Origin of the sequence: Nesterenkonia rhizosphaerae, from assembly GCF_039544555.1 — a bacterium.
GTDB lineage: Bacteria > Actinomycetota > Actinomycetes > Actinomycetales > Micrococcaceae > Nesterenkonia > Nesterenkonia rhizosphaerae.
The window spans coordinates 1,624,965-1,646,898 of record NZ_BAABLW010000007.1; the positions used below are offsets into that span (position 1 = coordinate 1,624,965).

At 63.1% G+C, this 21,934-nt stretch carries 20 protein-coding genes; 12 read left to right on the forward strand and 8 right to left on the reverse strand.

Annotation, left to right across the window (positions count from 1 at the left end):
* The first annotated feature begins 84 nt into the window (after positions 1–84).
* The 4 genes from ABEA23_RS13345 to ABEA23_RS13360 all read left to right on the forward strand — a co-directional run bounded on the left by ABEA23_RS13345 (position 85) and on the right by ABEA23_RS13360 (position 6,351).
* Positions 85–1,128, forward strand: a complete 1,044-nt coding sequence (locus tag ABEA23_RS13345) for a 3-oxoacyl-ACP synthase III (protein ID WP_345478486.1) — start codon at positions 85–87, stop codon at positions 1,126–1,128.
* Positions 1,122–3,869, forward strand: a complete 2,748-nt coding sequence (locus tag ABEA23_RS13350; protein ID WP_345478487.1) for an alpha/beta fold hydrolase — start codon at positions 1,122–1,124, stop codon at positions 3,867–3,869. Before ABEA23_RS13345 ends, ABEA23_RS13350 begins: the two co-directional genes overlap by 7 nt.
* Complete coding sequence (locus tag ABEA23_RS13355) at positions 3,866–4,888, forward strand: NAD-dependent epimerase/dehydratase family protein (protein WP_345478488.1); 1,023 nt, start codon at positions 3,866–3,868, stop codon at positions 4,886–4,888. The genes ABEA23_RS13350 and ABEA23_RS13355 overlap by 4 nt, the downstream gene beginning before the upstream one ends.
* A gap of 113 nt (positions 4,889–5,001) precedes the next feature.
* On the forward strand, positions 5,002–6,351 hold the full coding sequence (locus ABEA23_RS13360; protein WP_345478489.1) for a GntP family permease: 1,350 nt from the start codon (positions 5,002–5,004) through the stop codon (positions 6,349–6,351).
* Here ABEA23_RS13360 and ABEA23_RS13365 read toward each other — a convergent pair.
* Both ABEA23_RS13365 and ABEA23_RS13370 read right to left on the reverse strand, forming a co-directional pair.
* Entirely contained in the window at positions 6,332–6,868 is a 537-nt protein-coding gene (locus ABEA23_RS13365) for an RES domain-containing protein (RefSeq protein ID WP_345478490.1), read from the reverse strand. The genes ABEA23_RS13360 and ABEA23_RS13365 overlap by 20 nt on opposite strands.
* A gap of 6 nt (positions 6,869–6,874) precedes the next feature.
* On the reverse strand, positions 6,875–9,604 hold the full coding sequence (locus tag ABEA23_RS13370) for a bifunctional acetate--CoA ligase family protein/GNAT family N-acetyltransferase (protein ID WP_345478491.1): 2,730 nt from the start codon (positions 9,602–9,604) through the stop codon (positions 6,875–6,877).
* A 71-nt stretch (positions 9,605–9,675) separates the two neighbouring features.
* On the opposite strand from ABEA23_RS13370, the gene ABEA23_RS13375 reads away from it, so the two are divergent.
* The 3 genes from ABEA23_RS13375 to ABEA23_RS13385 all read left to right on the forward strand — a co-directional run bounded on the left by ABEA23_RS13375 (position 9,676) and on the right by ABEA23_RS13385 (position 13,682).
* The gene (locus ABEA23_RS13375) at positions 9,676–12,207 is read left to right on the forward strand and encodes a DNA gyrase/topoisomerase IV subunit A (RefSeq protein WP_345478492.1); all 2,532 of its coding nucleotides are present in this window, start codon (positions 9,676–9,678) and stop codon (positions 12,205–12,207) included.
* Between the two features lie 110 nt (positions 12,208–12,317).
* On the forward strand, positions 12,318–12,659 hold the full coding sequence (locus tag ABEA23_RS13380; protein WP_345478493.1) for a BlaI/MecI/CopY family transcriptional regulator: 342 nt from the start codon (positions 12,318–12,320) through the stop codon (positions 12,657–12,659).
* A gap of 54 nt (positions 12,660–12,713) precedes the next feature.
* Entirely contained in the window at positions 12,714–13,682 is a 969-nt protein-coding gene (locus ABEA23_RS13385; protein ID WP_345478494.1) for a M56 family metallopeptidase, read from the forward strand.
* A 19-nt stretch (positions 13,683–13,701) separates the two neighbouring features.
* On the opposite strand, the gene ABEA23_RS13390 is transcribed toward ABEA23_RS13385, so the two are convergent.
* A complete protein-coding gene (locus ABEA23_RS13390; protein ID WP_345478495.1) occupies positions 13,702–14,478 on the reverse strand; it encodes an SDR family oxidoreductase in 777 nt (258 codons plus the stop codon).
* A gap of 36 nt (positions 14,479–14,514) precedes the next feature.
* Complete coding sequence (gene fabG, locus ABEA23_RS13395; RefSeq protein ID WP_044494686.1) at positions 14,515–15,222, reverse strand: 3-oxoacyl-ACP reductase FabG; 708 nt, start codon at positions 15,220–15,222, stop codon at positions 14,515–14,517.
* 155 nt (positions 15,223–15,377) lie between these two features.
* On the opposite strand from fabG, the gene ABEA23_RS13400 reads away from it, so the two are divergent.
* The 4 genes from ABEA23_RS13400 to ABEA23_RS13415 are packed head-to-tail and all read left to right on the forward strand — an operon-like array spanning position 15,378 to position 17,610.
* Positions 15,378–15,839: a DUF3099 domain-containing protein gene (locus tag ABEA23_RS13400; RefSeq protein ID WP_345478496.1), complete on the forward strand. Its 462-nt coding sequence runs from the start codon at positions 15,378–15,380 to the stop codon at positions 15,837–15,839.
* Complete coding sequence (locus ABEA23_RS13405) at positions 15,839–16,108, forward strand: acetone carboxylase (protein WP_345478497.1); 270 nt, start codon at positions 15,839–15,841, stop codon at positions 16,106–16,108. The genes ABEA23_RS13400 and ABEA23_RS13405 overlap by 1 nt, the downstream gene beginning before the upstream one ends.
* Positions 16,105–17,010 (forward strand): SURF1 family cytochrome oxidase biogenesis protein, encoded by a 906-nt coding sequence (locus ABEA23_RS13410; RefSeq protein ID WP_345478498.1) that lies wholly within the window; start codon positions 16,105–16,107, stop codon positions 17,008–17,010. Before ABEA23_RS13405 ends, ABEA23_RS13410 begins: the two co-directional genes overlap by 4 nt.
* 42 nt (positions 17,011–17,052) lie before the next feature.
* The gene (locus tag ABEA23_RS13415; RefSeq protein WP_345478499.1) at positions 17,053–17,610 is read left to right on the forward strand and encodes a hypothetical protein; all 558 of its coding nucleotides are present in this window, start codon (positions 17,053–17,055) and stop codon (positions 17,608–17,610) included.
* Here ABEA23_RS13415 and ABEA23_RS13420 read toward each other — a convergent pair.
* Together ABEA23_RS13420 and ABEA23_RS13425 are read right to left on the reverse strand one after the other, a co-directional pair.
* Positions 17,607–18,764, reverse strand: a complete 1,158-nt coding sequence (locus ABEA23_RS13420) for a hypothetical protein (RefSeq protein WP_345478500.1) — start codon at positions 18,762–18,764, stop codon at positions 17,607–17,609. The two genes, ABEA23_RS13415 and ABEA23_RS13420, sit on opposite strands and share 4 nt — an antisense overlap.
* Positions 18,765–18,805: 41 nt before the next feature.
* Positions 18,806–20,404, reverse strand: coding sequence for an ABC-F family ATP-binding cassette domain-containing protein (locus ABEA23_RS13425; protein WP_345478501.1), 1,599 nt, complete (start codon positions 20,402–20,404; stop codon positions 18,806–18,808).
* A gap of 82 nt (positions 20,405–20,486) precedes the next feature.
* On the opposite strand from ABEA23_RS13425, the gene ABEA23_RS13430 reads away from it, so the two are divergent.
* Positions 20,487–21,128 (forward strand): energy-coupling factor ABC transporter ATP-binding protein, encoded by a 642-nt coding sequence (locus ABEA23_RS13430; protein ID WP_345478502.1) that lies wholly within the window; start codon positions 20,487–20,489, stop codon positions 21,126–21,128.
* 12 nt (positions 21,129–21,140) lie between these two features.
* Here ABEA23_RS13430 and ABEA23_RS13435 read toward each other — a convergent pair whose 3' ends face one another.
* Positions 21,141–21,467 carry a metal-sulfur cluster assembly factor gene (locus tag ABEA23_RS13435; RefSeq protein ID WP_345478503.1) on the reverse strand — a complete coding sequence of 109 codons (327 nt, stop codon included), beginning with the start codon at positions 21,465–21,467 and terminating at the stop codon, positions 21,141–21,143.
* Positions 21,460–21,933 carry a Fe-S cluster assembly sulfur transfer protein SufU gene (gene sufU / locus ABEA23_RS13440; protein ID WP_345478504.1) on the reverse strand — a complete coding sequence of 158 codons (474 nt, stop codon included), beginning with the start codon at positions 21,931–21,933 and terminating at the stop codon, positions 21,460–21,462. Before sufU ends, ABEA23_RS13435 begins: the two co-directional genes overlap by 8 nt.
* Position 21,934: the final 1 nt, after the last annotated feature.

Here is a 21,934-nt window from a genome sequence, read left to right on the forward strand (position 1 = left end):
GCGCTGCGGTCATATTCATCCTGTGGATTTCACCAGGGGCGGAGCGATTCGCCCGCTGAGAACGGGGTTCGCCATAATGGAGCGGTGCTCCAAAATTCAGGCCAGGGAAACGCGACCTTCCATCACCGCAATGCCGCACTGCTGTCCGTGGCCGAGGTGGAGGCCCCAGAGGTACTGACCTCGAAGGACCTCGACAAGCGGCTCGCCGACGCTCTTAAGCGGCTGAAGCTGCCCACTGGGCTCCTCCAGCGAGTGGCGGGGGTCAAGTCCCGGCGGAACTGGCGCTCCGATGGTGACGTCCGCACAGCCACCGTCGACGCCGCCCGCAAAGCGATGGACGCCGCAGGCATCACCGCCCAGGATGTCTCGCTGATGGTCAACACCTCGGTGACCCGCGAACACCTGGAGCCCTCAGTCGCGGTGGGCATCCACCATGAGCTGGGCCTGCCGAGTTCGGCGATGAACTTCGATATCACCAATGCTTGCCTAGGATTCGTCAACGCCATCACGCTGGCCAGCTCCATGATCGACGCCGGACAGGCTAAATATGTGCTGATCGTCAATGGTGAAGATGCCCGCAAGGTGCAGGACGCGACGGTGGAGCGCATCAACTCCCTGGAGAAGATGGTCTCCCGGGACGACTTCATGATGGAGTTCGCCTCATTGACATTAGGCTGTGGAGCCGCCGCTGCCGTGGTCGGTCCTGCTGACTTGCATCCGGAGGGGCACCGAATCGTCGGCGGAGTCACCCGTGCTGCCACCCAGCACCATGAACTCTGCGTGGGCGATCACCGCGGCATGTACACCGATGCCAGAGGTTTGCTCGATGGCGGCCTGCAATTGGTGATGGATGCCTGGGAAGACGCCAAGGCCCATTTCAGCTGGGAGAACATGGATTCCTACGTCACCCATCAGGTCTCGCAGCTGCATACCTCGTCCATCATCAAGGCGGCCAGACTGGACAAGAAGCGCGTGCCGGTCACCTACCCCGAGCTGGGCAATGTGGGACCGGCCTCGCTGCCGATCACCCTGGCCCGAGAAGCCGCCAACCTGGCCCGCGGCGCCCGAGTGCTCTGCATGGGTGTGGGTTCCGGCCTCAACACTGCGATGGTGGAGCTGGAATGGTGACTCTCCGGACCTTCAGCCCGTGGAAGCCGATACCGGCCGCTGCAGCGCGGCTGCCCTTCGATACCCTCCGCCACACCCCGCTTCCCGGCATCGATCCGACGTGGTCGCATCTGGTACGCGCTAAAACCGATGACGGTGAACGCACCTTCCATGTCCTGGACACCGGGCCTGCACTGGCTGCCCGCGGCATCGAGCCCACCGGCACGATTCTGGCTGTTCACGGCAATCCCACCTGGTCCTATCTGTGGCGGGGAGTACTGGCAGCCTCCGTTGAACGTGCTGAACATGGCAACGCCTGGCGTGTCATCGCCCCGGACCAGCTGGATATGGGTTTCTCGGAACGGCTGTCACATCCAGAACCTCCCTCCGCGGATGCCCCCAGCTACCGGCGGTTTGAGCAACGCCTGACTGACCTGGATGGACTGATGGACGCCCTCGACGTCGACGTCGACCGGCCCCTGGTCACCCTCGGCCATGACTGGGGCGGGATCATCTCCCTGGGCTGGGCCACTCGCCAGCGCAATGCGGTGGACGCGGTGGTCAGCCTCAACACCGCCGTGGATCATCCCACCGGAGAACCGGTTCCCCCGGCTCTGCGGGCGGCGATGGCTCCCGGGTTGTTGCCGGGGTCCACGGTGGTCACTGATGGCTTTCTTCGCGTCACATTGGCCCTGGCCGAGGGCGGGCTGCCCAAAGATGTATACCGCGCCTACCGGGCACCTTATGTCTCCCGGCTGGGTCGAGGCGGAATCGGCGGTTTCGTGGCCGATATTCCTGCCCTGGCCAAGCACGCCTCACGCACCGTCCTGGAAGAAGTCTCCGCTGGACTGCAGCAGTGGGATAAGCCTGCATTGCTGATCTGGGGGCCGAAGGACCCGGTGTTCCAGGACCGTTACCTCGCTGACCTACTGGAGCGCATCCCACATGCTGACCTGCACCGATTCGAAGGTGCCGGACATCTGGTGGCAGAGGATCGGGATATCGCCGCTGTGCTCTTCACCTGGCTGAAGGACCGCTTCACGCCACAGGAGTATTCTCAGCAGCTCAGCTCTCCCGCACCGGCGGCACAAGTCATGGGGCTCGGCGAGCAGCTGGAAGCCATGACGCTGAGCTGGCACAAGGACGAACCCGCAAGCGTCGATATGACCGCTACCGGCGGCCCCGAAACACTGACCTGGGAGCAGCTGAAGTCCCAGGTGGATTCCGTGGCGGCCGGCCTCTATGAGCTCGGCGTCCGTCGCGGCGACCGGGTCTCGCTGCTGGTACAGCCGGGCAATTCCCTCACAGTCATCCTCTACGCCTGCCTGCGCCTTGGCGCCGTGGCAGTGGTGGCCGACGCGGGCCTGGGCCTGAAGGGAATGACCCGAGCGGTGCGCAGCGCGCGCCCGCAGTGGATCATCGGCGCTCTGCCAGGGCTGACAGTGGCCCGCGCCCTGGGCTGGCCCGGTACCCGGATCAGCGTGGATGCGCTCTCTGAACGCCAGTCCGCACTGTTGGGAACTGCGGCTTCGGTGGAGCGACTGCTGCGCTCGGCTGCCGGCTCACGGCTGCAGGATGTCCCGATGCCTTCAGCTGCTGACCCCGCCGCGGTGCTCTTCACCTCCGGGTCCACTGGTCCCGCAAAAGGAGTGCTCTACACGCATGAGCGGCTGGGAGCCCTGGTCGCGCTGCTTCGGCAGCAGTTCGACATCAAACCCGGCTCCTCGCTGATTGCAGGCTTTGCGCCTTTTGCTCTGCTGGGGCCGGCCATCGGTGCCACCTCAGTGACCCCCGATATGTCTGTCACCAAGCCGGCAACCCTCACTGCCCAGGCAGTGGCCGAAGCCGCAGCGGCAGGTAAAGCCACTATGTTCTTCGGGTCACCGGCGGCGCTGCGCAATGTGGTGGCCACAGCCGGTGCGCTTAAGCCGGAGCAGCGGCAGGCACTGCAGCGGATTCGCCTGGTGCTCTCCGCCGGTGCCCCGGTGCACCCAGATGTCCTGGATGCAGTCCAGGACATCTTCCCGCAGGCTGAGCTGCACACTCCCTACGGCATGACCGAGGGACTGCTTCAGGCCGACATCTCCCGCAAAGATATCCATGAGGCCATGTCCACCAGCCAGGCCGGAGTATGTGTGGGACGCCCAGTCAGCGGAGTGCAGTTCGCTCTGGCGCCGCTGGATGAGCTGGGCACCCCTGCCGAGCAGCTGGTTGATCCCGCTGATGCACCAGGGGTGCTCAGTGAGCTCGTCGTCTCCGCAGCCCACCTGAAGGCCGGCTATGACCGGCTCTGGTACACCGATCGGCAGTCCCGTCGGGACACTGAGAAGGGACTGCTATGGCACCGCACCGGCGATGTGGGCCATATCGATGCTGACGGCAGGCTCTGGATCCAGGGGCGGCTGCAGCATGTGATCAGTACCCCTGCGGGCCCGATCGGACCCGGCGTCGTCGAGACTCCGGTTGACGCCCTCGACCAGGTAGCACGCAGCGCTGCGGTAGGAGTGGGCCCTGCCGGTACCCAGGCGGTCGTCGTCGTTGTTGAACCCGTTGACGGTGCCAACCTTCGAGTGGGTTCCTCCCCCTTAGCCCAGCCGCAGATCGCGTCCGCGGTCCGCGAGGCAAGTTCTGGAGTGCCGGTCTCGGCGGTACTCATTGTTGATGAACTGCCGACAGATATTCGTCACAACTCGAAGATTGAGCGCAGCAGGCTGGCCGCCTGGGCTGCGGCCGTGCTCGCCGGAGAGAAGGCTGCACTGTGAGCCGCGAGATTCTGCCTCCCGCCCGGGTGCTGGTCACCGGTGCCTCAGGTCTGCTGGGCCGCAGCGTAGCGCAGCGGCTTGCCGATCTCGGTTATCAGGTCACCACCTTCCAGCGCAGCGCTTCCGGCGTGGTCGGCGCACGTGATGTGCGCGGTTCGCTGACCGACGACGACGCCGTAGCGCAAGCAGTCGCCGGCCAGGACGCCATTGTGCATATGGCGGCAAAAGTGTCAGTTTCCGGCCGTCGCGAGGACTTTGAACGGGTCAATATCCTAGGCACGGAAAAGCTCTTCGACGCGGCCTGGGGCGCTGGCGTTGAGAACATCTTGCATGTCTCCTCCCCGTCAGTGGCTCACGCCGGGTCCTCCTTGGTGGGTGCTCCGGCTGGTCCGCCGGATCCCCAGCATGCTGAGGGCCATTACGCACGGACCAAAGCCGAGGCAGAGGTGCTGGCCCAGGCCCGAGGTTCGGCGGGAGTCAATGTCCTGATTATGCGCCCGCACCTGGTCTGGGGTCCCGGTGATGGGCAGCTGACCAAGCGCATTATTGATCGCGCCCGGTGTGGCCGGCTTCCGCTGATCGGCACCGGCGCTCCCCTGGTGGACACGCTCTATATCGACAACGCGGTGGAGGCCTTCGTCAGCGGTCTTCGTCGGCTTCCGCTGATTGCCGGCGAGACACTGGTGGTGACCAACGGCGAACCGCGCCCCATCGGCGAGCTGATCATGGGCATCGCAGCAGCCGGCGGGGCTGCACCGCCGAAGCTTCGGGTGCCTGCCGCACTGGCCAAGGCCGCGGGCCTGGCAGTGGAGAAGATCTGGGCGTTCTCTGAGCGGGTCACCGGACCTCATCAGGATGAACCCCCGATGACCAAGTTCCTCGCAGAACAGCTCTCCACCGCCCACTGGTTTGACCAGCGCAGAACTCAGCAGCTGCTGGACTGGACGCCGTCCATCAGTATTGATCAGGGGCTGGCTCGTTTGGGCAGTCACATCCGCAGCACTGGCACGGTGCTTTAGCGGCCACTAGGTCCGCACCGGTGCTCACCTGCCGTCCAGCTGATGTCCGGGTACTGGAAAGCAACCCTTCTTAACCTGGCTGCCACCTGACGTCTAGCCTGGGGAGACCCAACGTGTCTGCAGCTGGCCTGCTCATCGCGGTGGTGGGCGCCGTCGTCGTCCTGTTCCTGTTGATCATGCAGCTGAAGCTGCATGCCTTCGTCGCACTGTTGCTGACCAGCATCATCACCGCGGTGGTCGTGGGTATTCCGCTGAGCGAGGTGATCGACACTGTCGAAGAAGGCATGGGCGGTGTCCTGGGCTTCGTGGCCATCATTGTGGGACTTGGTGCCATGTTTGGCCAAGTGCTCAAAGCCACCGGTGCTGCAGAAAAGATCGCCGATACCCTCGTGCAGGCCTTCGGAGAAAAGCGCCTGCCGTGGTCATTGGGGCTGACCGGCCTGATCCTGGCCATTCCGGTCTTCTTCGACGTTCTGCTGGTCATGCTGATGCCGCTGGTCTACAGCCTTGTCCGCAAGGCGCAGACTGCGCTGGTGGTGCTCGCCCTGCCGCTGTTGGCTGGTATCAGCGCCGGGCACAGCCTCGTCCCTCCCACCCCCGGTCCAGTGGCCGCAGCCGGCGTACTCGGGGCAGATCTGGGTTGGGTGATCGCGATGGGTCTGCTCGGAAGCGTGCCGGCGGTGGTCGTCGCTGGCGTCTTCTACGGTCGATTCATTGCCCGGTACGTGGATGTGGGCGTACCGGAAGATCTTGATGATGATGACGAGGACTCCCCCGCCACCGAATCCACCCCCAGCTTCGGACTTATTCTGACGATTCTGGCTGTGCCTCTTCTGCTGATTCTGGGTAATACCGTTGCCGAGGCTGTGCTGGACGAAGAGCACGTGGCCGCACAGGTTCTAGCATTGATCGGTGATCCCATCGTGGCGCTGATCATCGCAGTGCTGCTGGCCTTCTATGTGCTGGGCATGCGCCACGGTCTGGGCCGAGAGGAGCTGCAGACCGTTGCTTCCAAAGCCCTGGCACCGGTTGGCCTGATCCTGTTGGTGACCGGCGCAGGTGGTGTCTTCGGCCAGGTGCTGGAGGATTCCGGTGTCGGCGATGCTCTCGAGGACACGCTGGGACAGCTGGGCATCCCCGTCATTCTGCTGGCATTTGTGGCCGCAGCGCTGCTGAGAGTAGCCCTTGGGTCGGGCACCGTGGCAACGGTCACTGCCGCGGCCATCATCGCACCTCTGGTGGAAGGCTCTGACTACTCACCTGCGATGATCGGCGCCGTAGTGGTAGCGATCGGTGCCGGGGCCACGGTGCTCTCTCACGTCAACGACTCGGGCTTCTGGCTGGTGAATCGCTACCTGGGCTTGACCGAGAAGCAGACGCTGATGACATGGACGGCAATGCAGACCCTTCTGGGGCTCACCGCCTTCGCCACCGTCTGGGCCGTCAGTCCGCTGCTGGGATGACGTGTACCTGCGGTGCGCTGGCGTCTTGATCGCGGTCCCAGCGAAAGAGCACCAGATGCCAGAGCCCAGGCGCCTTCCGTGATGGGTCAATCAGTCCTTGTGCACCCAGTTTCATGAGCCGATGGCGGACTGTCCACGATGGCGGAATGCCGCCTTCGGCTACTACCTGTTGCCAGTCAGATACCGCGTCCTCGAGCCTGATCCCGGCGGCACTACGGGCGTGCTCATCGCGCAGGTCAAAGATGCCATCGGCCTCCACCCGGATGCGCAGCAGCTCCAACTCGGGGTCGGCGTCGTGATGATGCGCAAGCATCGCAGCACTGACGCCTTCCGGGGAGGAGCTCAGGTACAGCGTCGGTTGACCTTCTGCGGAATACCGCCCAGGACGCACCGATCCCTCCAGCGCCGAGGTGGCGAACTGCGGATTTACTCCGCGGTAGAAGGTGCCCGCGACGCGGCAGAACAGGGCGGAGCTGCGTTGAACTCGCGGCAAGCCGCCCTCCCCAGTCAATGCCACGAGACCTCAGTACCTGGAGATGGCCCGACGGGCTGAGTCGGTGCGCTGTTCTGGGTTGGCGATGTCGATACTGGCGTGCAGAATGGTGATTCCATCTGGAGACGCCAGCATGGGAGTCAGCTGCAGGGCAGCCACCTGCGGATGGTTGTCCTTGAGCATCGCCACCCGCTGCACCGTCTCTTCCAGTGCCGATACATCTACTGCCGGAACTCCTTGATAACCCAGCAGTTTCCGTGCGGCCTTGGGTTTGCGGATCAGCCGATGCACGTCTTGATCGGTCATCGGCGGCACCGCGTGCGACCAGTCGTCCAAAAGGTCCACCGCGTCACCGGAGATCCCGAAGGAGACGACCGGCCCCATCATAGGATCTTCGATGGCGCGCAGAATACAGCCCTGGCCGGTCGGGGCCATGGCTTGCACTTCGAGACCCGGGCTGCCGTATTCGGCAAGGGTTCTGCGCATATCGGATACCGTACGGCGCAGCGTCTCCTCGTCATCAATGTTCAGCTGCACCCCACCAAGGTCCAGCCGGTGCCGCAGATAAGTGTTGGTCGACTTCACGGCCACGGGGTATCCCAGTCGCTGCGCGGCAGCCACGGCTTCATCTGCACTCTCGAACGGGATAGAGGACAGCACCTCTACGCCATAGAGTCCCAGCAGCTGCTGGGTCTGCTCCTGGCTCAGCCGCTTCAGCGCTGCGCCCTCAAGATCTGCCAACCATGTGGTCAGCAGTTCATCGCCCTGGCGAGCCACCGCAGTGCCCTCCAGTCCGACAGGAATATACGGCTCGCCGATGCCGCGTGTGCGCCACTGCTGGTAGCGGACAACCTTTGCCAGCGCAGCCACTGATCGAGCCGGAGACGAGAAGACCGGAACCCCCTGCTGCAGGGCGCCGGACTCAATCACCGGACCAGCATTGCCGATGTAGTTCAGCGGCACATGCGGGTCCAGAATGCCGATCAGTGACATCACCATCGGCTTGGTATGTCCGCGAGCAGTCTCGGAGATCGCCCGCGCATGGTCATAGTGCACGCCGGTGATAGTGGGCTGCAGGCATACCGCCACCGAGTCGACCTCGTCGTCGTTGAACAGAGCTTCCAGTGCCTCAGTCAGCGCCCGCGCGGAGTCCCGACGGCCGCCTTCCATGTCCAGTTCTCCATTGATCGTGGTCGGCTGCAGCCCGTAGGACTCCCCCGCATCTGCCAGCAGCCTGCCCATTGAAGGCGAATTGGAGAGGATCCCCAGTTTCAGTCCGACCGGAAGCGGCTGGGTGGCCAGGACCTGCAGGACATCCATGAGCGAATCGTGATTGCCCACTTGGATGACTCCGGAGTTATCCAGCATTGCATCTACCGCCCCTTGCGGGGCTCGGGAGGTACGGACTTCATGTCCGGGTGGCAGCCTGCGGCCCATCACATCAGATTTGGCCACAACCACCGGCTTGCTCAGTGAAAGACGCCGCGCAATGCGCGAGAATTTGCGCGGGTTACCGAAGGATTCAAGATAGACGCCGACGGCGCGGGTGGCGTCGTCGTCCTCGAAGTACTGCATCGCGTCATTGCCGGAGAGGTCAGCGCGGTTGCCCGCTGAGATGACCGCCGAAAGCCCCAGTTCCCGGCGGTGCGCCTGCGCATAGAGCGATACACCGATGGAGGCTGACTGGCTGAAAAGTCCCACGCCCCCGCGCACCGGCAAGGTGGGCGACAGCGAGGCATTGAGCGAGATATCCGGGTCAGTATTGATCAGCCCCACAGATGCTGGTCCGATGACGCGCATGCCGTACCGGCGGGCCATCCGCACCAGCTCACGCTGATCGATGGCGCCACTTACGCTCTCGCCATGGCCTGAGATCCCGTCGGTCACCACCAGGATCCCTTTGACGCCCTTGCGGCCGCAGTCGGTGACCACTGTGGCCAGTTGCTCCGCGGGCACCGCGATAATCGCCAGGTCAATGTCCTGCTTAATGTGTTCCAGCGATGAATAGGCCGCAGTCCCACCGACCTCGAAGGCTTCGGGGTTCACCGAGTGCACCCCGCCGGTGAAATTGGATTCAATGAGGTTCTGCAGCAGGTGATAACCCACCGATCCGTACTCCCGGGAAGCCCCGATCACCGCAACCTGCTGCGGTGCCAGCAGTTCCCCGACGCTGCGTGCCTCGGCACGATGCTCGCGGGCCTCCATCACCTCGCGCGAGCGCTCAGTGGGGTCGATGGAGAACTTCAGCAGGACCACTCCGTCCTCGAATGTGCGCTGGACCTCGTAACCGGCTTCGGAGAAGACTGTGAGCATCTTGCGGTTCTCCGGGAGAACCTCGGCTGAGAAGTGCTCGAGTCCGCGTTCGCGTCCAGCTGCTGCCAGGTGCTCCAGCAGCACCGATCCCAACCCGCGTCCCTGATGTGCGTCAGAAATATTGAAGGAGACCTCCGCCTCCCGGGTTCCTTCGATGCGGTCATAGCCGCCGACCCCGATAATCTGGTCATCCAGCAGGACCACCAAGGAAACCCGGTCCACATGGTCTACATTGGTGAAGCGCTGAAGCTCTTTCTGCGTCAGCGCTGACTTATACGTGAAGTAGCGCAGGTAGATCGAAGACTCAGACTGCCCGGCGTGCATGCGCTGGAGGCGCTCAGCATCTTCTGGGTGCACCGGTCTCAAATGGGCCGCTGCGCCATCGCGCAGCACGACATCAGCCTCCCAGTGGGCAGGATATCCGCGGAACCGTGCGCTGTCACCCATAGGATCAACACTAGCCAATGAAGACCAGCACTCCTACACCTGACTAAAGACAAGGACCACACTCACCCACTATGGCCCGCCGACCATCACGCTCCAGCGACTCTGCTCCCCCGGTCACCCCGGAGGAGAACATCATCGATATTGACGTCTCCGCCGAGATGGAGACCTCGTTCCTGGAGTACGCCTATTCGGTGATCTATTCGCGTGCGCTTCCTGATGCCCGCGATGGTCTCAAACCAGTGCAGAGACGAATTCTCTACATGATGTCCCAAATGGGGCTGACCCCGCAGAAGGGTCATGTGAAGTCTGCCCGCGTGGTAGGCGAGGTGATGGGCAAGCTGCATCCCCATGGGGACGCGGCCATTTACGATGCCCTAGTCCGTATGGCCCAGTCTTTTGCCCTGCGACTGCCGTTAGTGGATGGGCACGGTAACTTCGGCTCTCTCGACGATGGCCCTGCGGCCCCGCGGTACACCGAGGCGCGGATGACTGCCGCTGCCACGGCCATGACGGCCGATCTGGATGAGGACGTTGTCGATTTTGAGCCCAACTACGACAACCAGCTCACCCAGCCCGGTGTGCTGCCCAGCGCGTTCCCCAATCTGCTGGTCAATGGTGCCTCCGGCATCGCCGTGGGCATGGCCACGAATATGGCTCCGCATAATCTGCGCGAAGTGGTCGCTGGCGCCCGTCATCTGATCCACAACCCGGAGGCCAGCCTTGAGGACATCATGGCTCATATCCCCGGGCCTGATCTTCCCTCAGGTGGCCGGATCGTCGGGCTTGACGGCATTCGCGACGCCTACCGCACCGGTCGCGGCAGCTTCAAGATCCGCGCTAAGACAGCTATCGAACAGGTCTCCCCGCGCCGTACCGGCATTGTGGTCACTGAGCTGCCCTATATGGTGGGCCCTGAGAAGGTCATCGCCAAGATTAAAGAGGCCGCGCAGGCAAAGAAGCTCACCGGCATTGCTGATGTTCTGGACCTGACTGACCGTAAGCACGGGCTGCGGATGATCATTGAGCTAAAGGCCGGTTTTAACCCCCAGGCTGTGCTGGCCCAGCTCTATAAGCTCACCCCGCTGGAAGACTCCTTCGGAATCAATAATGTGGCGTTGGTGGACGGTCAGCCCCGCACTCTGGGGCTGTTGGAGATGCTGCAGGTCTATGTGGATCACCGCATCACCGTGGTACGCAGGCGCACCGCCCATCGGCTGGGCAAGCGCCGCGATCGGCTGCACCTTGTCGAGGGCCTGCTGATCGCGATCCTCGATATTGACCAGGTCATCCAGATCATCCGTGCCGCCGAGGACACCGGCGCCGCACGCCAGCGGCTGATGACGATCTTCGACCTGACCCAACCCCAAGCCGAGCATATTCTCGAGCTGCGACTGCGTCAGTTGACCCGCTACTCCACTTTGGAGCTCGAGCAGGAGAAGCAGCGCCTGGAGGAGGAGATCGCTGAACTCGCCGCGATCCTTGACTCGGAGTCTCGGCTTCGCGAGGTGGTCGCTGATGAGCTTGCCGATGTGGCGGAGAAATACGGTGATGATCGGCGCACGCAGCTGGTGGAATCCGAAGCCGCAGAGCCAATAGTGCCTGCCGCTGCGGCCGCAGGGAAGATCGACGACGCCGGTTCTCACCTTCAGATTCCAGACTCGCCCTGCTGGGCGGTGCTGTCCACCTCAGGTCAGTTGGCGCGCACTACTGACCGCTCCTCCCTGGTGCATCCCACCCGCCGAACTCGTCACGATGCGCTGCGTTCATTGGTGGCCACCACCGCGCGCGGTGAGATCGGCGCGGTCACGTCGCTGGGGCGGATGCTCCGCATTCCCGTGGTGGACCTTCCGCCGCTGGAGATCGCTGGGGGAAAGATCAACCTCAATCAGGGCGCTAAGGTCAAGGACTTCTTGACTCTCGGCACACGCGAAGAACTTATCGGGTTCGTACCCTTGGATCGGGTCATTGCACTGGCTACCGCCGAAGGCCGCATCAAGCGAGTCAATCCGGAATACCCGCTCAATCGCGACGAGTGGGAAGTCATCGCATTGAAGGACAAGGACACCGTTATCGGTGTTGATGTTGCCGCAGGCGACGATGACCAGCTGGTCTTCGTCTCCCGTGCTGCCCAGCTGCTGCGCTACGACGCTTCACTGGTGCGGCCCCAGGGTCGCGCCGGGGCCGGAGTGGCCGGCATGAAATTAGGTGAGGACGACGCCGTCATCGGATTCTCCGTGATACCTGCCGGTGCCCTTCATGAGGAGGGTGCGGCTGTGGTGGTTACGATTGCCGCCGGCGACGGCACGCTCGAGGGTCTGGAATCCGGCAGTATCAAAGTCAGCGATCTGAGCGAGTTCCCTGCCAAGGGACGGGCTACCGGCGGAGTGCGTGCCCAGCGCTTGCTGCGCGGGGAAGACCACCTCACCCTCGGCGCTGCTGTGCTTGCCTCGCCCCTGGCAGCGGCTAAGAACGGCTCGGCCCGGACGGTACCGGCTGAGATGGCCCGCCGCGATGCCTCAGGCGTGCCGCTGGAGCAGCAGATCGACGCCGTCGCTTCTTCTCCGGAGGCGATCGCCCGGTTCGCTTCCTCGGTCAGCGCATAACGGTCGTCATTTCTGCGTAACACCAACGTTCTACGTTGTGTAGAAATCCCGGTGAGATGGGCGTATCGTAGTAATGCACTGATATGTCAGGGCAGAAAAGGAGTACAACGTTGGCCAGCCTCGGAGATCTTGAGCGTTCTGTGATGAGCCTGCTGTGGGACGGCGGGCAGCGTCTTAGCGCCAATGAAGTACGTGACCAGCTAGATGAGTCCCTGGCTGTGACCACCGTGCTCACTGTGCTTTCACGCCTGGAGAAGAAGGGCATGGTCCACCGCGAGCGCTCCACCCGGCCGCACCGTTATGCTGCGACCGCCTCGCGCGAGGAGCACACCGTCGAGATGCTCAACGAGGTGCTGGGCACTGTTCCTGACCGCGAAGCGGTTCTTGCACGGTTTATCGGCGGAGTCTCGGACTCCGAAGCCGCAGCGCTGCGCAAGATCCTGAGCAAATAGTCACTAAGCTGGTCTTATGACCAGCACCCTCAGTGAGCAGACAAGCGGGGCTGCGTGGAGTTCTTAGCGCTCTTTCTGGCAGCCCTGGCATTCCTGCTGGCAGTACCGGTCCCCCGGCTCCTCCACCAAGCGAGCTTCCGCGTCCGGTCCCCGTGGACAGCGATGCTTCTGTGGCAGAGCATCGCTTTAGCCGGCGGGCTGTCGTTGGTGGGTGCCCCGATGATCTATGGGCTGGCACCATTCGGAGATTCTCTGCTCGAGGCTGTTGTCACAGTCCTGCGGCTGCTGACTCAGGAGGATTTCGCCGCACTGGAGGACCTTAATGTCCACCCCACGCACATCTTTGCGTTATGCCTGGGCGTGCTGCTCTGCGGCCACCTGCTGCTGACTCTGGCCCGTACGTATATCCGGGTACTTAATGCCCGACGCCGCCATCGTCAGCTGGTGGGTCTGCTCTCCACACCGTTGGCCCAGGAGCAGGACCCTGAGACCGCCCACCTGGTGGACACGCACATTATCGAACATGACGCCCCGCTGGCCTATTGCCTGCCAGGACGTACCAACGCCAGCTCTGTCACAGTGCTGTCCCGAGGTCTGCTGGTACAGCTCAGTGAGGCGGAGCTGGCCGCCGTCGTCGCCCATGAGAAGACGCACCTGGCGCAGCGCCATCATCTCCTCACCATGGCTTTCGAGGCCTGGTACCGGGCACTCCCCTGGCTTCCCACCACCCGCTACGGGCGGGAGGCGGTGCTGGAGCTGACTGAGATGCTCGCCGATGACGGGGCGCTGGCCGAAAGCTCCAGGGAGGACCTCCTGCGCTCCATCGCCACTACCGGAAGTGGTGAGGATCAGCCTTCGCCTGATGCAGCTGCGCCGCAGGCCCAGGGCGGTCTAATCACCGGTGCCAGGCTGCAGCGACTGCTGCTTCCGCCGGCGCCGCTGACCCGGACAGCCAGTCTGGGCATCGCGTCTTCTGCTCTCGCACTGCTGGCAATTCCCACCGGGCTCATTCTGCTGTCCTAAGGACAGCAGCTGCGGTGAGTTAGTTCTGCAGGAAATCTCCAGCACCACCGACCAGTTCGGTATGCGCCTGTTCCAGTCCGGGCTTATTGACCAGCGCGGCGATCTCCGCGGCAAACCCCTCCACGGTGTAGAGCTTGCCTGCGGCTGCCCGACGAGCTTCGATGGCCCCTGGCTCGGCTCGATCCAGCAGTGTGGCGGTGATGGTGCCTTCGATCATGTCACCTGAGACGATGGTCAGGGTGACGCCCTTGTCATCAAGGACCGGCACCATCTCGCGCAGCGCGTCTTCACCGGCACGCTTTGAACGCGCCACCGGCTCGTAGGCGTCCATGGTGGCCGTCTGGTTGATGAAGTGTGCCTGATGGCTGGTGACGAAGACGATCTGTGAGCCCGCCGGCATGGCCTGGATGGCAGCTTTGACCATGTTGACCTGCGCGTCGCGATTGAGCTTCAGTGCGTAGTCTTCGCCGCGGTCTGCCTCCATGCCGCCTGAGGCGTTGAGGATCAGCAGATCCAAAGAGCCGAAGTTCTGCACCGCGGCGTCGACCAGGGCCTGGGCTCCGCTGTCTTCAGTCAGATCCGCTCCCACCGCCACGGCCTTCCCGCCGGCTTCTTCGATCCCCTTGACCACTTTGTTGGCGCGTGGGGCCTTGGCACGGTAGTTCACGACGACGCCTGCACCTCGGGCTGCGATCAGGGCAGCGGTGGCAGCACCGATGCCGCGGGAGGATCCGGTAATCACCGCACCTTTTCCGGCGAGGTCCTGGGGCTGAGCAGAGGCAGTAGTTTCAGTCATAAGTGTGTCTCCTTGAAAGTAAATAGTGCCGTGGGCTCAGTGGCCCATGCCCAGGCCGCCGTCAACGGGGATGACTGCACCGGAGATGTATCCGGCTTCCTCAGAGGCGATCCAGCGCACCACGCGGGCGACTTCTTCGGTCTCCGCGAAGCGACCTGCAGGGATGTTCGCCAGGTACTTCTTCTGGGTGTCCTCATCCAGGGCATCTGTCATATCTGAACGGACGAATCCGGGGGCCACCACATTGGCGGTGATGCCTCGCCCGCCCAGCTCGCGAGTGAAGGAGCGGGCCATACCCACCAGCGCGGACTTGGATGAGGAGTAGTTGATCTGACCCGGAGAACCGTAGAGGCCGACTACGGAACCGATGAGGATCACCCGGCCCTTCTTCAGCCGCAGCATACCTTTGGAAGCCCTCTTGAGCACCCGGAAGGCTCCGGTGAGATTGGTGTCGAGGACTGACGAGAAGTCCTCTTCGCTCATGCGCAGCAGGAGGGTGTCGCGGGTGATGCCAGCATTGGCCACCAGCACTTCCACCGGACCGTGGGCTTCCTCTACGGTCTTGAAAGCCGCGTCAATGGAGGCTGAGTCGGTGACATCTGCTGCCACGCCGAGAGCGCCTTCAGGGGCGTCGCCGTTTCGGGTGGTGACGGCGACCTTATCGCCGTTAGCCAGGAACTCCTCTGCAATGGCCCGGCCGATGCCGCGGTTGCCGCCGGTGATCAGGACGCTGCGTCCGCTCATTATTCTCCTTGAAGCAAAGTGGTGAGATCGAATTTCTCCATCCCACACCCTACGCGAGCACCCGGCTACCCGCGCGTCACAACACCGTTGCGCGCCCAGGCCGGCAGTACTTCTACCGGCTGTAGAAGATCGCCTATCAGGCGTAGAATGAAGTGATGGCCGAGCCGGTTCACTCGATCACGGATGCTCCTCTCAAACACAGTGAGGAGCAGCATGGGCGCATGCTGCGCTATACGCTGGCGATGTCTATCCGCATTGTCTGCTTCATTCTGGCCGCAGTTGTCGGTGTGGTGTGGGAGACATGGTGGGCCATGGCCTTTGTGGCGGCCGCAGTGGTGCTGCCGTATGTGGCGGTGGTTGATGCCAATGCTGGCGGCGACCGTTATATGGCGTCTCGCGCAGCTGATGGCTTGAACGCTCAGCCGCAGCTCACCAGCGGCCCCTCTGCGGATGAGGCCGCAGAACAGCCGCAGTGGTGGGAGGCTGAAGCGCAAGAGTACGACCACGGGCACTTCCCCGGTGCTGGTGACGTCATCTCCGGTGAGGTGATCACCGGCGAAGACCTGAGAGACCCAACTGAGACTGACACGCACCCGAGCGAGCGGAGGAAGAGCTGATGGACCTGCTTGGATCATTGAGCGCCGATTCCGCCCAGCAGGGCCCGGAACAGGCCGAGTGCTCCCGCAAGGGATGCCGCCTTCAGGCGCAGTGGCAGGTGAAGTGGAATAACCCGAAGATCCATACGCCCGAGCGGCGCAAGATATGGCTGGCCTGCGCAGAGCATCGCGAGTGGCTGGAGAACTTTCTCAAGCAGCGGCTCTTCTGGCGCAGCACCGAACCGCTAGAGACCGGCACTGCTTCAGTGGACGGGGAGTTCCGAGGGTGAAAGAGCGCTACCGTTTCCTCCTGACCCCCACCTGGCTTGGGTGGCTCGCCGTATGCGCCGTTTTTGCTGTGGCCTGCTACTTCCTGGGGCAATGGCAGCTGGACCGCCGTGAGCACGCACTGGATGAGATCAACCGTGTGGTGCAGAATTACGACGAGGACCCCGTCCCCTACTCCGAGGTCCGTGAGCTCTTCGCTGATCCGGGCAGCCAAGATGAGTGGACTGTGGTCAGTATGCACGGTGAGTACCTCGCCGATGACTTCCGCCTGGTCCGCAATCGGGGCCATATGAGCCAGGTCGGCTACGAGCAGGTAGTGCCCTTCCGCGAGCAGGAGACTGGCGACGTCGTCGTTCTCTCCCGTGGCTGGCTGCCCACCTCTAGTGATGACGGCTCCCGCCCGGCGTACAACCCGCAGCCCCCGGAGGGCCAGGTGGAAGTGATAGCGCGGCTGAAGCCTGCCGAGCCGGCGATCAACCGCGATGCCCCGGATGGTCAGCTGGCCTCCCTTGATTTGACTGAGTACGCCGAACAGCTCGATTACCCCCTAATCACCGGCGCCTACGCGCGGATGGCTCAGGAGGACCCCGCGCCGGAGCAGGCGCCGAGCCAGCTGGTGCGGCCCAGTATGGATGAGGGACCGCATCTGTCGTATTCGATGCAGTGGATCGCCTTCGGTCTGCTCGGTTTCATCGGCTGGGGCTACGCCGCTCGGCTGCATGCCCGGAACCGGGATCTAGCGGCTGCGGAAGAAGCAGATAGTCCGCATCAAGCCGCTGCCGGCACTATGAACCGGGATCGTCTCCGGGAGGCCAAACGCGTCCGGCGGCTGCAACAGGGCAAACTCAGTGATGAGGACTTAGAGGACGCCTGGGTCGAGGAACATCTGAGCAATTCACGGTGAGACCCTAGGCCGACTCGTGGCTCTCCTCATATGATGACGGTTATGGCTCAGGCGCAGAATCCCCAAGCAATCGCTCACGGCACCGGCCGACCCTGGGAGGAATGGGTTCGCCTGCTCGATGAGGCTGGGGCCGCGACGATGGATCATGCGGCTATCGCCAAGCTCACCTACACCCATATGCCGGATCAGGTAACCAACCGCGGCTGGTGGGCTCAGGGCGCAGCGATAGCCTATGAGCAGCAGAAGGGGCTGCGCATCCCGGGACAGTCAAGCAGCGGGGACTTCCAAGCATCGGCCACTAAGACGTACTCGGGCAATCGCGACGCTGCCCTGCAGGCGTGGCTTCGTCTTGTGGAGGACGCAGAGGAGTTCGACGGCGTGCCCTTCAGCGAAGAGCCGGCCGTCTCCTCCACTGAGAAGTGGCACTACTGGCGAGTCGGGCTTTCCGATGGGACACGAGTGAGCGTGAACATCTCCGAGAAGCCGCCGACGAGCACCTGCATCAAGTCCTCAGTGGCTGCCAATCACACCAAACTCAGCGATGAGGACACTCGTGAGCGCTGGCGGGCCTTCTGGAAGGCGATGCTGGCTGACCTCTAGCGGGACTCTTCGCGGTGCCATGCAGCGTGGTCATCCATCCACCAGCGGAGGGCATCCCCGCTTATGGTCGGCTGTGCCGAGAACCAGTACGTCTGGTCCGGATTCCATCCGGCGATGATGCTGGCGAACTCCGCGGTCGCTGTCTTTACGCCACGGGGCTCCATCGAGGCGTTTGCCCACGGAACGGCAATGGGTTCTCCTGCGGCCTGGAGATAACAGGCCGTGGTGAGATGCACGCCGTCGTAGTCCCGAGCCACCTGCCGCCAGTCGGGGATGACCCAGCGACCGTCTCGACCGGTCGCGCGATACCAGTCATGGCGCTTCTGATACGTCACTTCCAATGGATACCGCGCGCAAAGCTCCGCCCACACCTGCGGGTCACTGATCTCCAGCAGTCGCAGCTCTTCGGCCCCTTCGGGCAGCTCCAGCCGATAGGTGCTGGCTGTGTCCCAGTCGAAGGCGTCCTCGACCCACCACAGCCCCGACGGGCTCCCGTCGCTGAATGTCCCGGTGCTGGTGAGCAGGGCGTGACCGCTCACATGCGGAAATGACCACCAGTCGGCAGAGAAGTTGGAGGTGATGGACGTGTAGCGCCGACTGTTCCAGCGAACCTCGTCCTGCAGTGTCTGTTGCCGCGCGCCCTCAAGCATCTGCGGGACATCGGGTCGAACCGTCGGAGACTCTTCTGCGTACCAGTGGACTACGTGCTGGTCGTCCAGCTGCACCGGTTCCAGCCACTGGCCAACGGCAGGCCCCGCGGCCAGGTGTTCTGCGATGCGGTGCAGGGGCTCGTCGAGTTCGACTGTCGCGGCAAGGACGTCGGTCCCCTCCGGTTCCTGCCAATACCGTGCATGAGCTGCAGCGTCAGCCAGCGCGGGACGCAGGTTCTCTTCTGTGGGTTCCAGGAGCGGGGTCTCGCTCAGCACGTGGGCCACATCCGCAGGCAACACCGTCGGCGTTGGCTCGGTGGAGTCCCCGAACAGCGAGCCCCGGCTGGCTTTCGGCGCCATCCGGTAGGACGCCCAGAACTCCGCAACACTGAAAGCACGATCCTCTGGATCCCGAAGCTGTTGCTCAGAGCTCCGGGCGAACTCCAGGAGCAAGCGTCGGCCACGGGGCCCGGCAAGGAGCATCTCAGGAGAAATCGGCGGCATGACCGCACTCTATACCTGAGGCTAGCTTTTACCTCGCGCGCTCACTCCAGCGCGATGAGGTCCTCGTACTCCTTGGTGTAGAGATCTTCCACGCCGTCTGGGAGCAGCAGCACGCGTTCAGGGTTCAGCGCCTCTACCGCGCCTGGGTCGTGGGAGACCAGCACGACGGCGCCCTCGTAGGTCCGCAGCGCCGCTAGGATCTCTTCACGGCTGGCGGGGTCCAGGTTATTGGTGGGCTCATCCAGCAGCAGCACGTTGGCGCTTGAGGCCACTAGCGTGGCCAGTGCCAGACGGGTCTTTTCACCTCCGGAAAGCACTGCCGCAGGTTTGCTCACATCATCTCCGGAGAACAGGAAGCTGCCCAGGATCTTCCGCTGATCGGTGTCATTGAGGAAGGGTGCAGCGGTCTTCATGTTCTCCAGCACCGAGCGCTCAGTGTCCAGTGTGTCGTGCTCCTGAGCGAAGTAGCCGAGCTTCAGCCCGTGACCGTGAATCACCTGTCCGGAGTCCGGCTGGGTGACCCCGGCCAGCATGCGCAGCAGTGTCGTCTTACCGGCGCCGTTGAAGCCCAGAATCACCACGCGTGAACCCCGGTCAATAGCCAGATCCAGACTCGTGAACAGTTCCAAGGTCCCATAGGACTTGGAGAGACCTTCAGCCATCAGCGGCGTCTTGCCGCAAGACTGCGGTGAGGGGAAGCGGATGTTTGCCACGCGGTCTGCCTGGCGTTCGCCTTCTACGCCGCGCATCATGCGTTCGGCGCGTTTGAGCATCGACTGCGCTGCGGTGGCCTTGGTGGCGGTCGCCTTCATCTTCTCGGCCTGCGCCCGAAGCGCGGAAGCCTTCTTCTCCGCATTGGCGAACTCGCGCTTACGACGTGCCTCGTCCTGTTCGCGCTGAGCCAGGTACTTCTTCCAGGTCATGTTGTAGACGTCTACGGTCTGCCGCATGGCGTCCAAGTACAGGACTTTATTGACCGTCTGCTCGACCAGCTCCACATCGTGGGAGATCATCAGCACGCCACCGTGGAAGGTCTTCAGGTGCTCGCGCAGCCAGGTGATGGAGTCGGCGTCGAGGTGGTTGGTGGGCTCATCCAGCAGGAGGGTGTCCGCCTGCGAGAAGAGGATGCGCGCCAACTCCACGCGGCGGCGCTGTCCGCCGGAGAGCGTCTTCAACGGCTGGTTCAGGATGCGGTCGGGAAGATCAAGATTGGCGCAGATAGTCGCCGCCTCGGACTCTGCCGCATAGCCGCCGCCTGCCTGAAATTCAGCCTCCAGACGGCTATATCGGTTCATGGCTTTGCTGCGCACCGCGTCGTCGTCGCTGGCCATATCCTCTTCAGCCTGACGCATCTTCGTGATGACCTGATCCAGGTCCCGGGCTGAGAGAATGCGCTCGCGTGCGAGCTGTTCCATGTTCTCCACTTTGGGATCCTGAGGCAGGTAGCCGATGCTGCCGCGACGCTCCACGTGACCGGCAGTGGGCTGAGTCTGCCCCGCCAATACCTTCGTCATGGTGGTCTTGCCGGCGCCGTTGCGACCCACCAGGCCAATCTTGTCACCAGCATCGACGCGGAAGTTCACCTCGTCCATCAGCAGCCGTGCGCCGACGCGCAGCTCAAGGTCAGTTACGCTGATCAACGGTGAAAATCCTCAAATCTCTTCATGGGTGGTGTGTGTGGGCAACCAGGACAGTCTAACGATCCAACTGCACCAGGTGTGCATGGACGTGGAGACCTCCGACGGCGCCCCAGCGCGTATATTGCATCCGGTCTCATTGACGATCACCGAGCCGGTGGTCGCCATCATCGGAGCCAATGGCTCAGGGAAATCGACTCTGCTGCGGCTCATGGCCGGCCTCGTTCAGCCGACATCTGGATCCGTGACGTTCTCCCCGCAAGCTCCGCGAACCGGTTTTGTCTTTGCCAATCCGCAGGCACAAACGGTAATGCCTGTGGTAGGCGAGGACATTGCGTTCTCGCTAAAACAGGCCGGCGTCCCCCGTGCTCAGCGTACACAGCAGGCGGCTGAGATTCTTGCCGGTGTGCAGCTGGAGCACCGACTGGACTCTAGCGTTTATGAGCTCTCCTCCGGGGAGCGCCAGAAGGTGGCCCTAGCTGGAGTACTGGCCGCCAAACCACAGCTGGTATTGGCCGATGAGCCTACTACGTTGCTGGATCTGCGCAGTGCCGCAGATTTTCAGGCCCGGCTGCTGGGACTGGGCGTCCCGTTGGTGGTGGCCACTCATGATCTGGACTTCGCTGCTCAAGCGCAGCGAGTACTGGTCTTTGACCACGGTCAACTGGTGGCAGACGACGAGCCGCCTGCAGCGATTTCTCACTACAGGCGGCTCGCACTGGCCTAGCCCGGGACCAGCTCAGATGTTGAAGCCGAGGGCCCGCATCTGTTCTTTGCCGTCGTCGGTGATCTTCTCAGGGCCCCACGGGGGCATCCATACCCAGTTCAGTCGCCATTCATCCACCATGGTGCCGATATGCTGTCCCACCTGCTCCTCGAGCACGTCGGTCAGCGGGCATGCTGCAGTGGTGAGGGTCATGTCGATGATCAGCGCGCCGTCCTCGGCGTAGTGCAGGCCATAGAGCAGGCCGAGGTCCACCACGTTGATACCGAGTTCAGGGTCGATGACCTCTTTGAGGGCCTCTTCAATGTCCTCAATGGGGGTCTTTGCCGCAATGTCAGACATGTTCCCCTCCTTTCTCTTCTCCATACTGTGCCTGTAGTAACGCATCGCGCAAGGCCATCCATCCCAACAGCGCACATTTGATGCGAGCAGGATATTTAGCCACGCCGGTGAATGCGCTCAGATCTTCGAGCTCTTCCTGTTTGTGCGCGTCAAGCTCTTTGCCGCGGGCGTGCATGAGCTCACGGAAGATCTCCCCCAGCTCTTCGGCTCGCTGCAGGGATTCTCCCTCGAGCATCTCGTGCATCACCGACAGCGAGGCTTGGGAGATCGAGCAGCCACGACCGGTCCAGGCCAGGGTCTCGATGGTGTCGCCATCGAGTGTGACCTTCACCCGGCATTCGTCACCGCAGGTGGGGTTGACCTGGAAGGACTCGCCGTGGGCGGCGTCGATGTCACGCTCCCCTGAGCGGGCGCGGGAGTGGTCCAGAATGACCTGCTGGTAGAGCTGCTCCATAGCGCTTGCCATC

Bases quoted from the DNA above. Each gene is read 5' to 3' on its own strand.
- ABEA23_RS13390 (WP_345478495.1), bottom strand. From the start codon at position 14,478: ATGACTGAAACTACTGCCTCTGCTCAGCCCCAGGACCTCGCCGGAAAA.
- ABEA23_RS13375 (WP_345478492.1), top strand. From the start codon at position 9,676: ATGGCCCGCCGACCATCACGCTCCAGCGACTCTGCTCCCCCGGTCACC.
- ABEA23_RS13435 (WP_345478503.1), bottom strand. From the start codon at position 21,467: ATGTCTGACATTGCGGCAAAGACCCCCATTGAGGACATTGAAGAGGCC.
- ABEA23_RS13370 (WP_345478491.1), bottom strand. From the start codon at position 9,604: ATGGGTGACAGCGCACGGTTCCGCGGATATCCTGCCCACTGGGAGGCT.
- sufU (WP_345478504.1), bottom strand. From the start codon at position 21,933: ATGGCAAGCGCTATGGAGCAGCTCTACCAGCAGGTCATTCTGGACCAC.
- ABEA23_RS13400 (WP_345478496.1), top strand. From the start codon at position 15,378: ATGGCCGAGCCGGTTCACTCGATCACGGATGCTCCTCTCAAACACAGT.
- ABEA23_RS13420 (WP_345478500.1), bottom strand. From the start codon at position 18,764: ATGCCGCCGATTTCTCCTGAGATGCTCCTTGCCGGGCCCCGTGGCCGA.
- ABEA23_RS13405 (WP_345478497.1), top strand. From the start codon at position 15,839: ATGGACCTGCTTGGATCATTGAGCGCCGATTCCGCCCAGCAGGGCCCG.
- ABEA23_RS13430 (WP_345478502.1), top strand. From the start codon at position 20,487: ATGGACGTGGAGACCTCCGACGGCGCCCCAGCGCGTATATTGCATCCG.
- ABEA23_RS13350 (WP_345478487.1), top strand. From the start codon at position 1,122: ATGGTGACTCTCCGGACCTTCAGCCCGTGGAAGCCGATACCGGCCGCT.
- ABEA23_RS13415 (WP_345478499.1), top strand. From the start codon at position 17,053: ATGGCTCAGGCGCAGAATCCCCAAGCAATCGCTCACGGCACCGGCCGA.
- fabG (WP_044494686.1), bottom strand. From the start codon at position 15,222: ATGAGCGGACGCAGCGTCCTGATCACCGGCGGCAACCGCGGCATCGGC.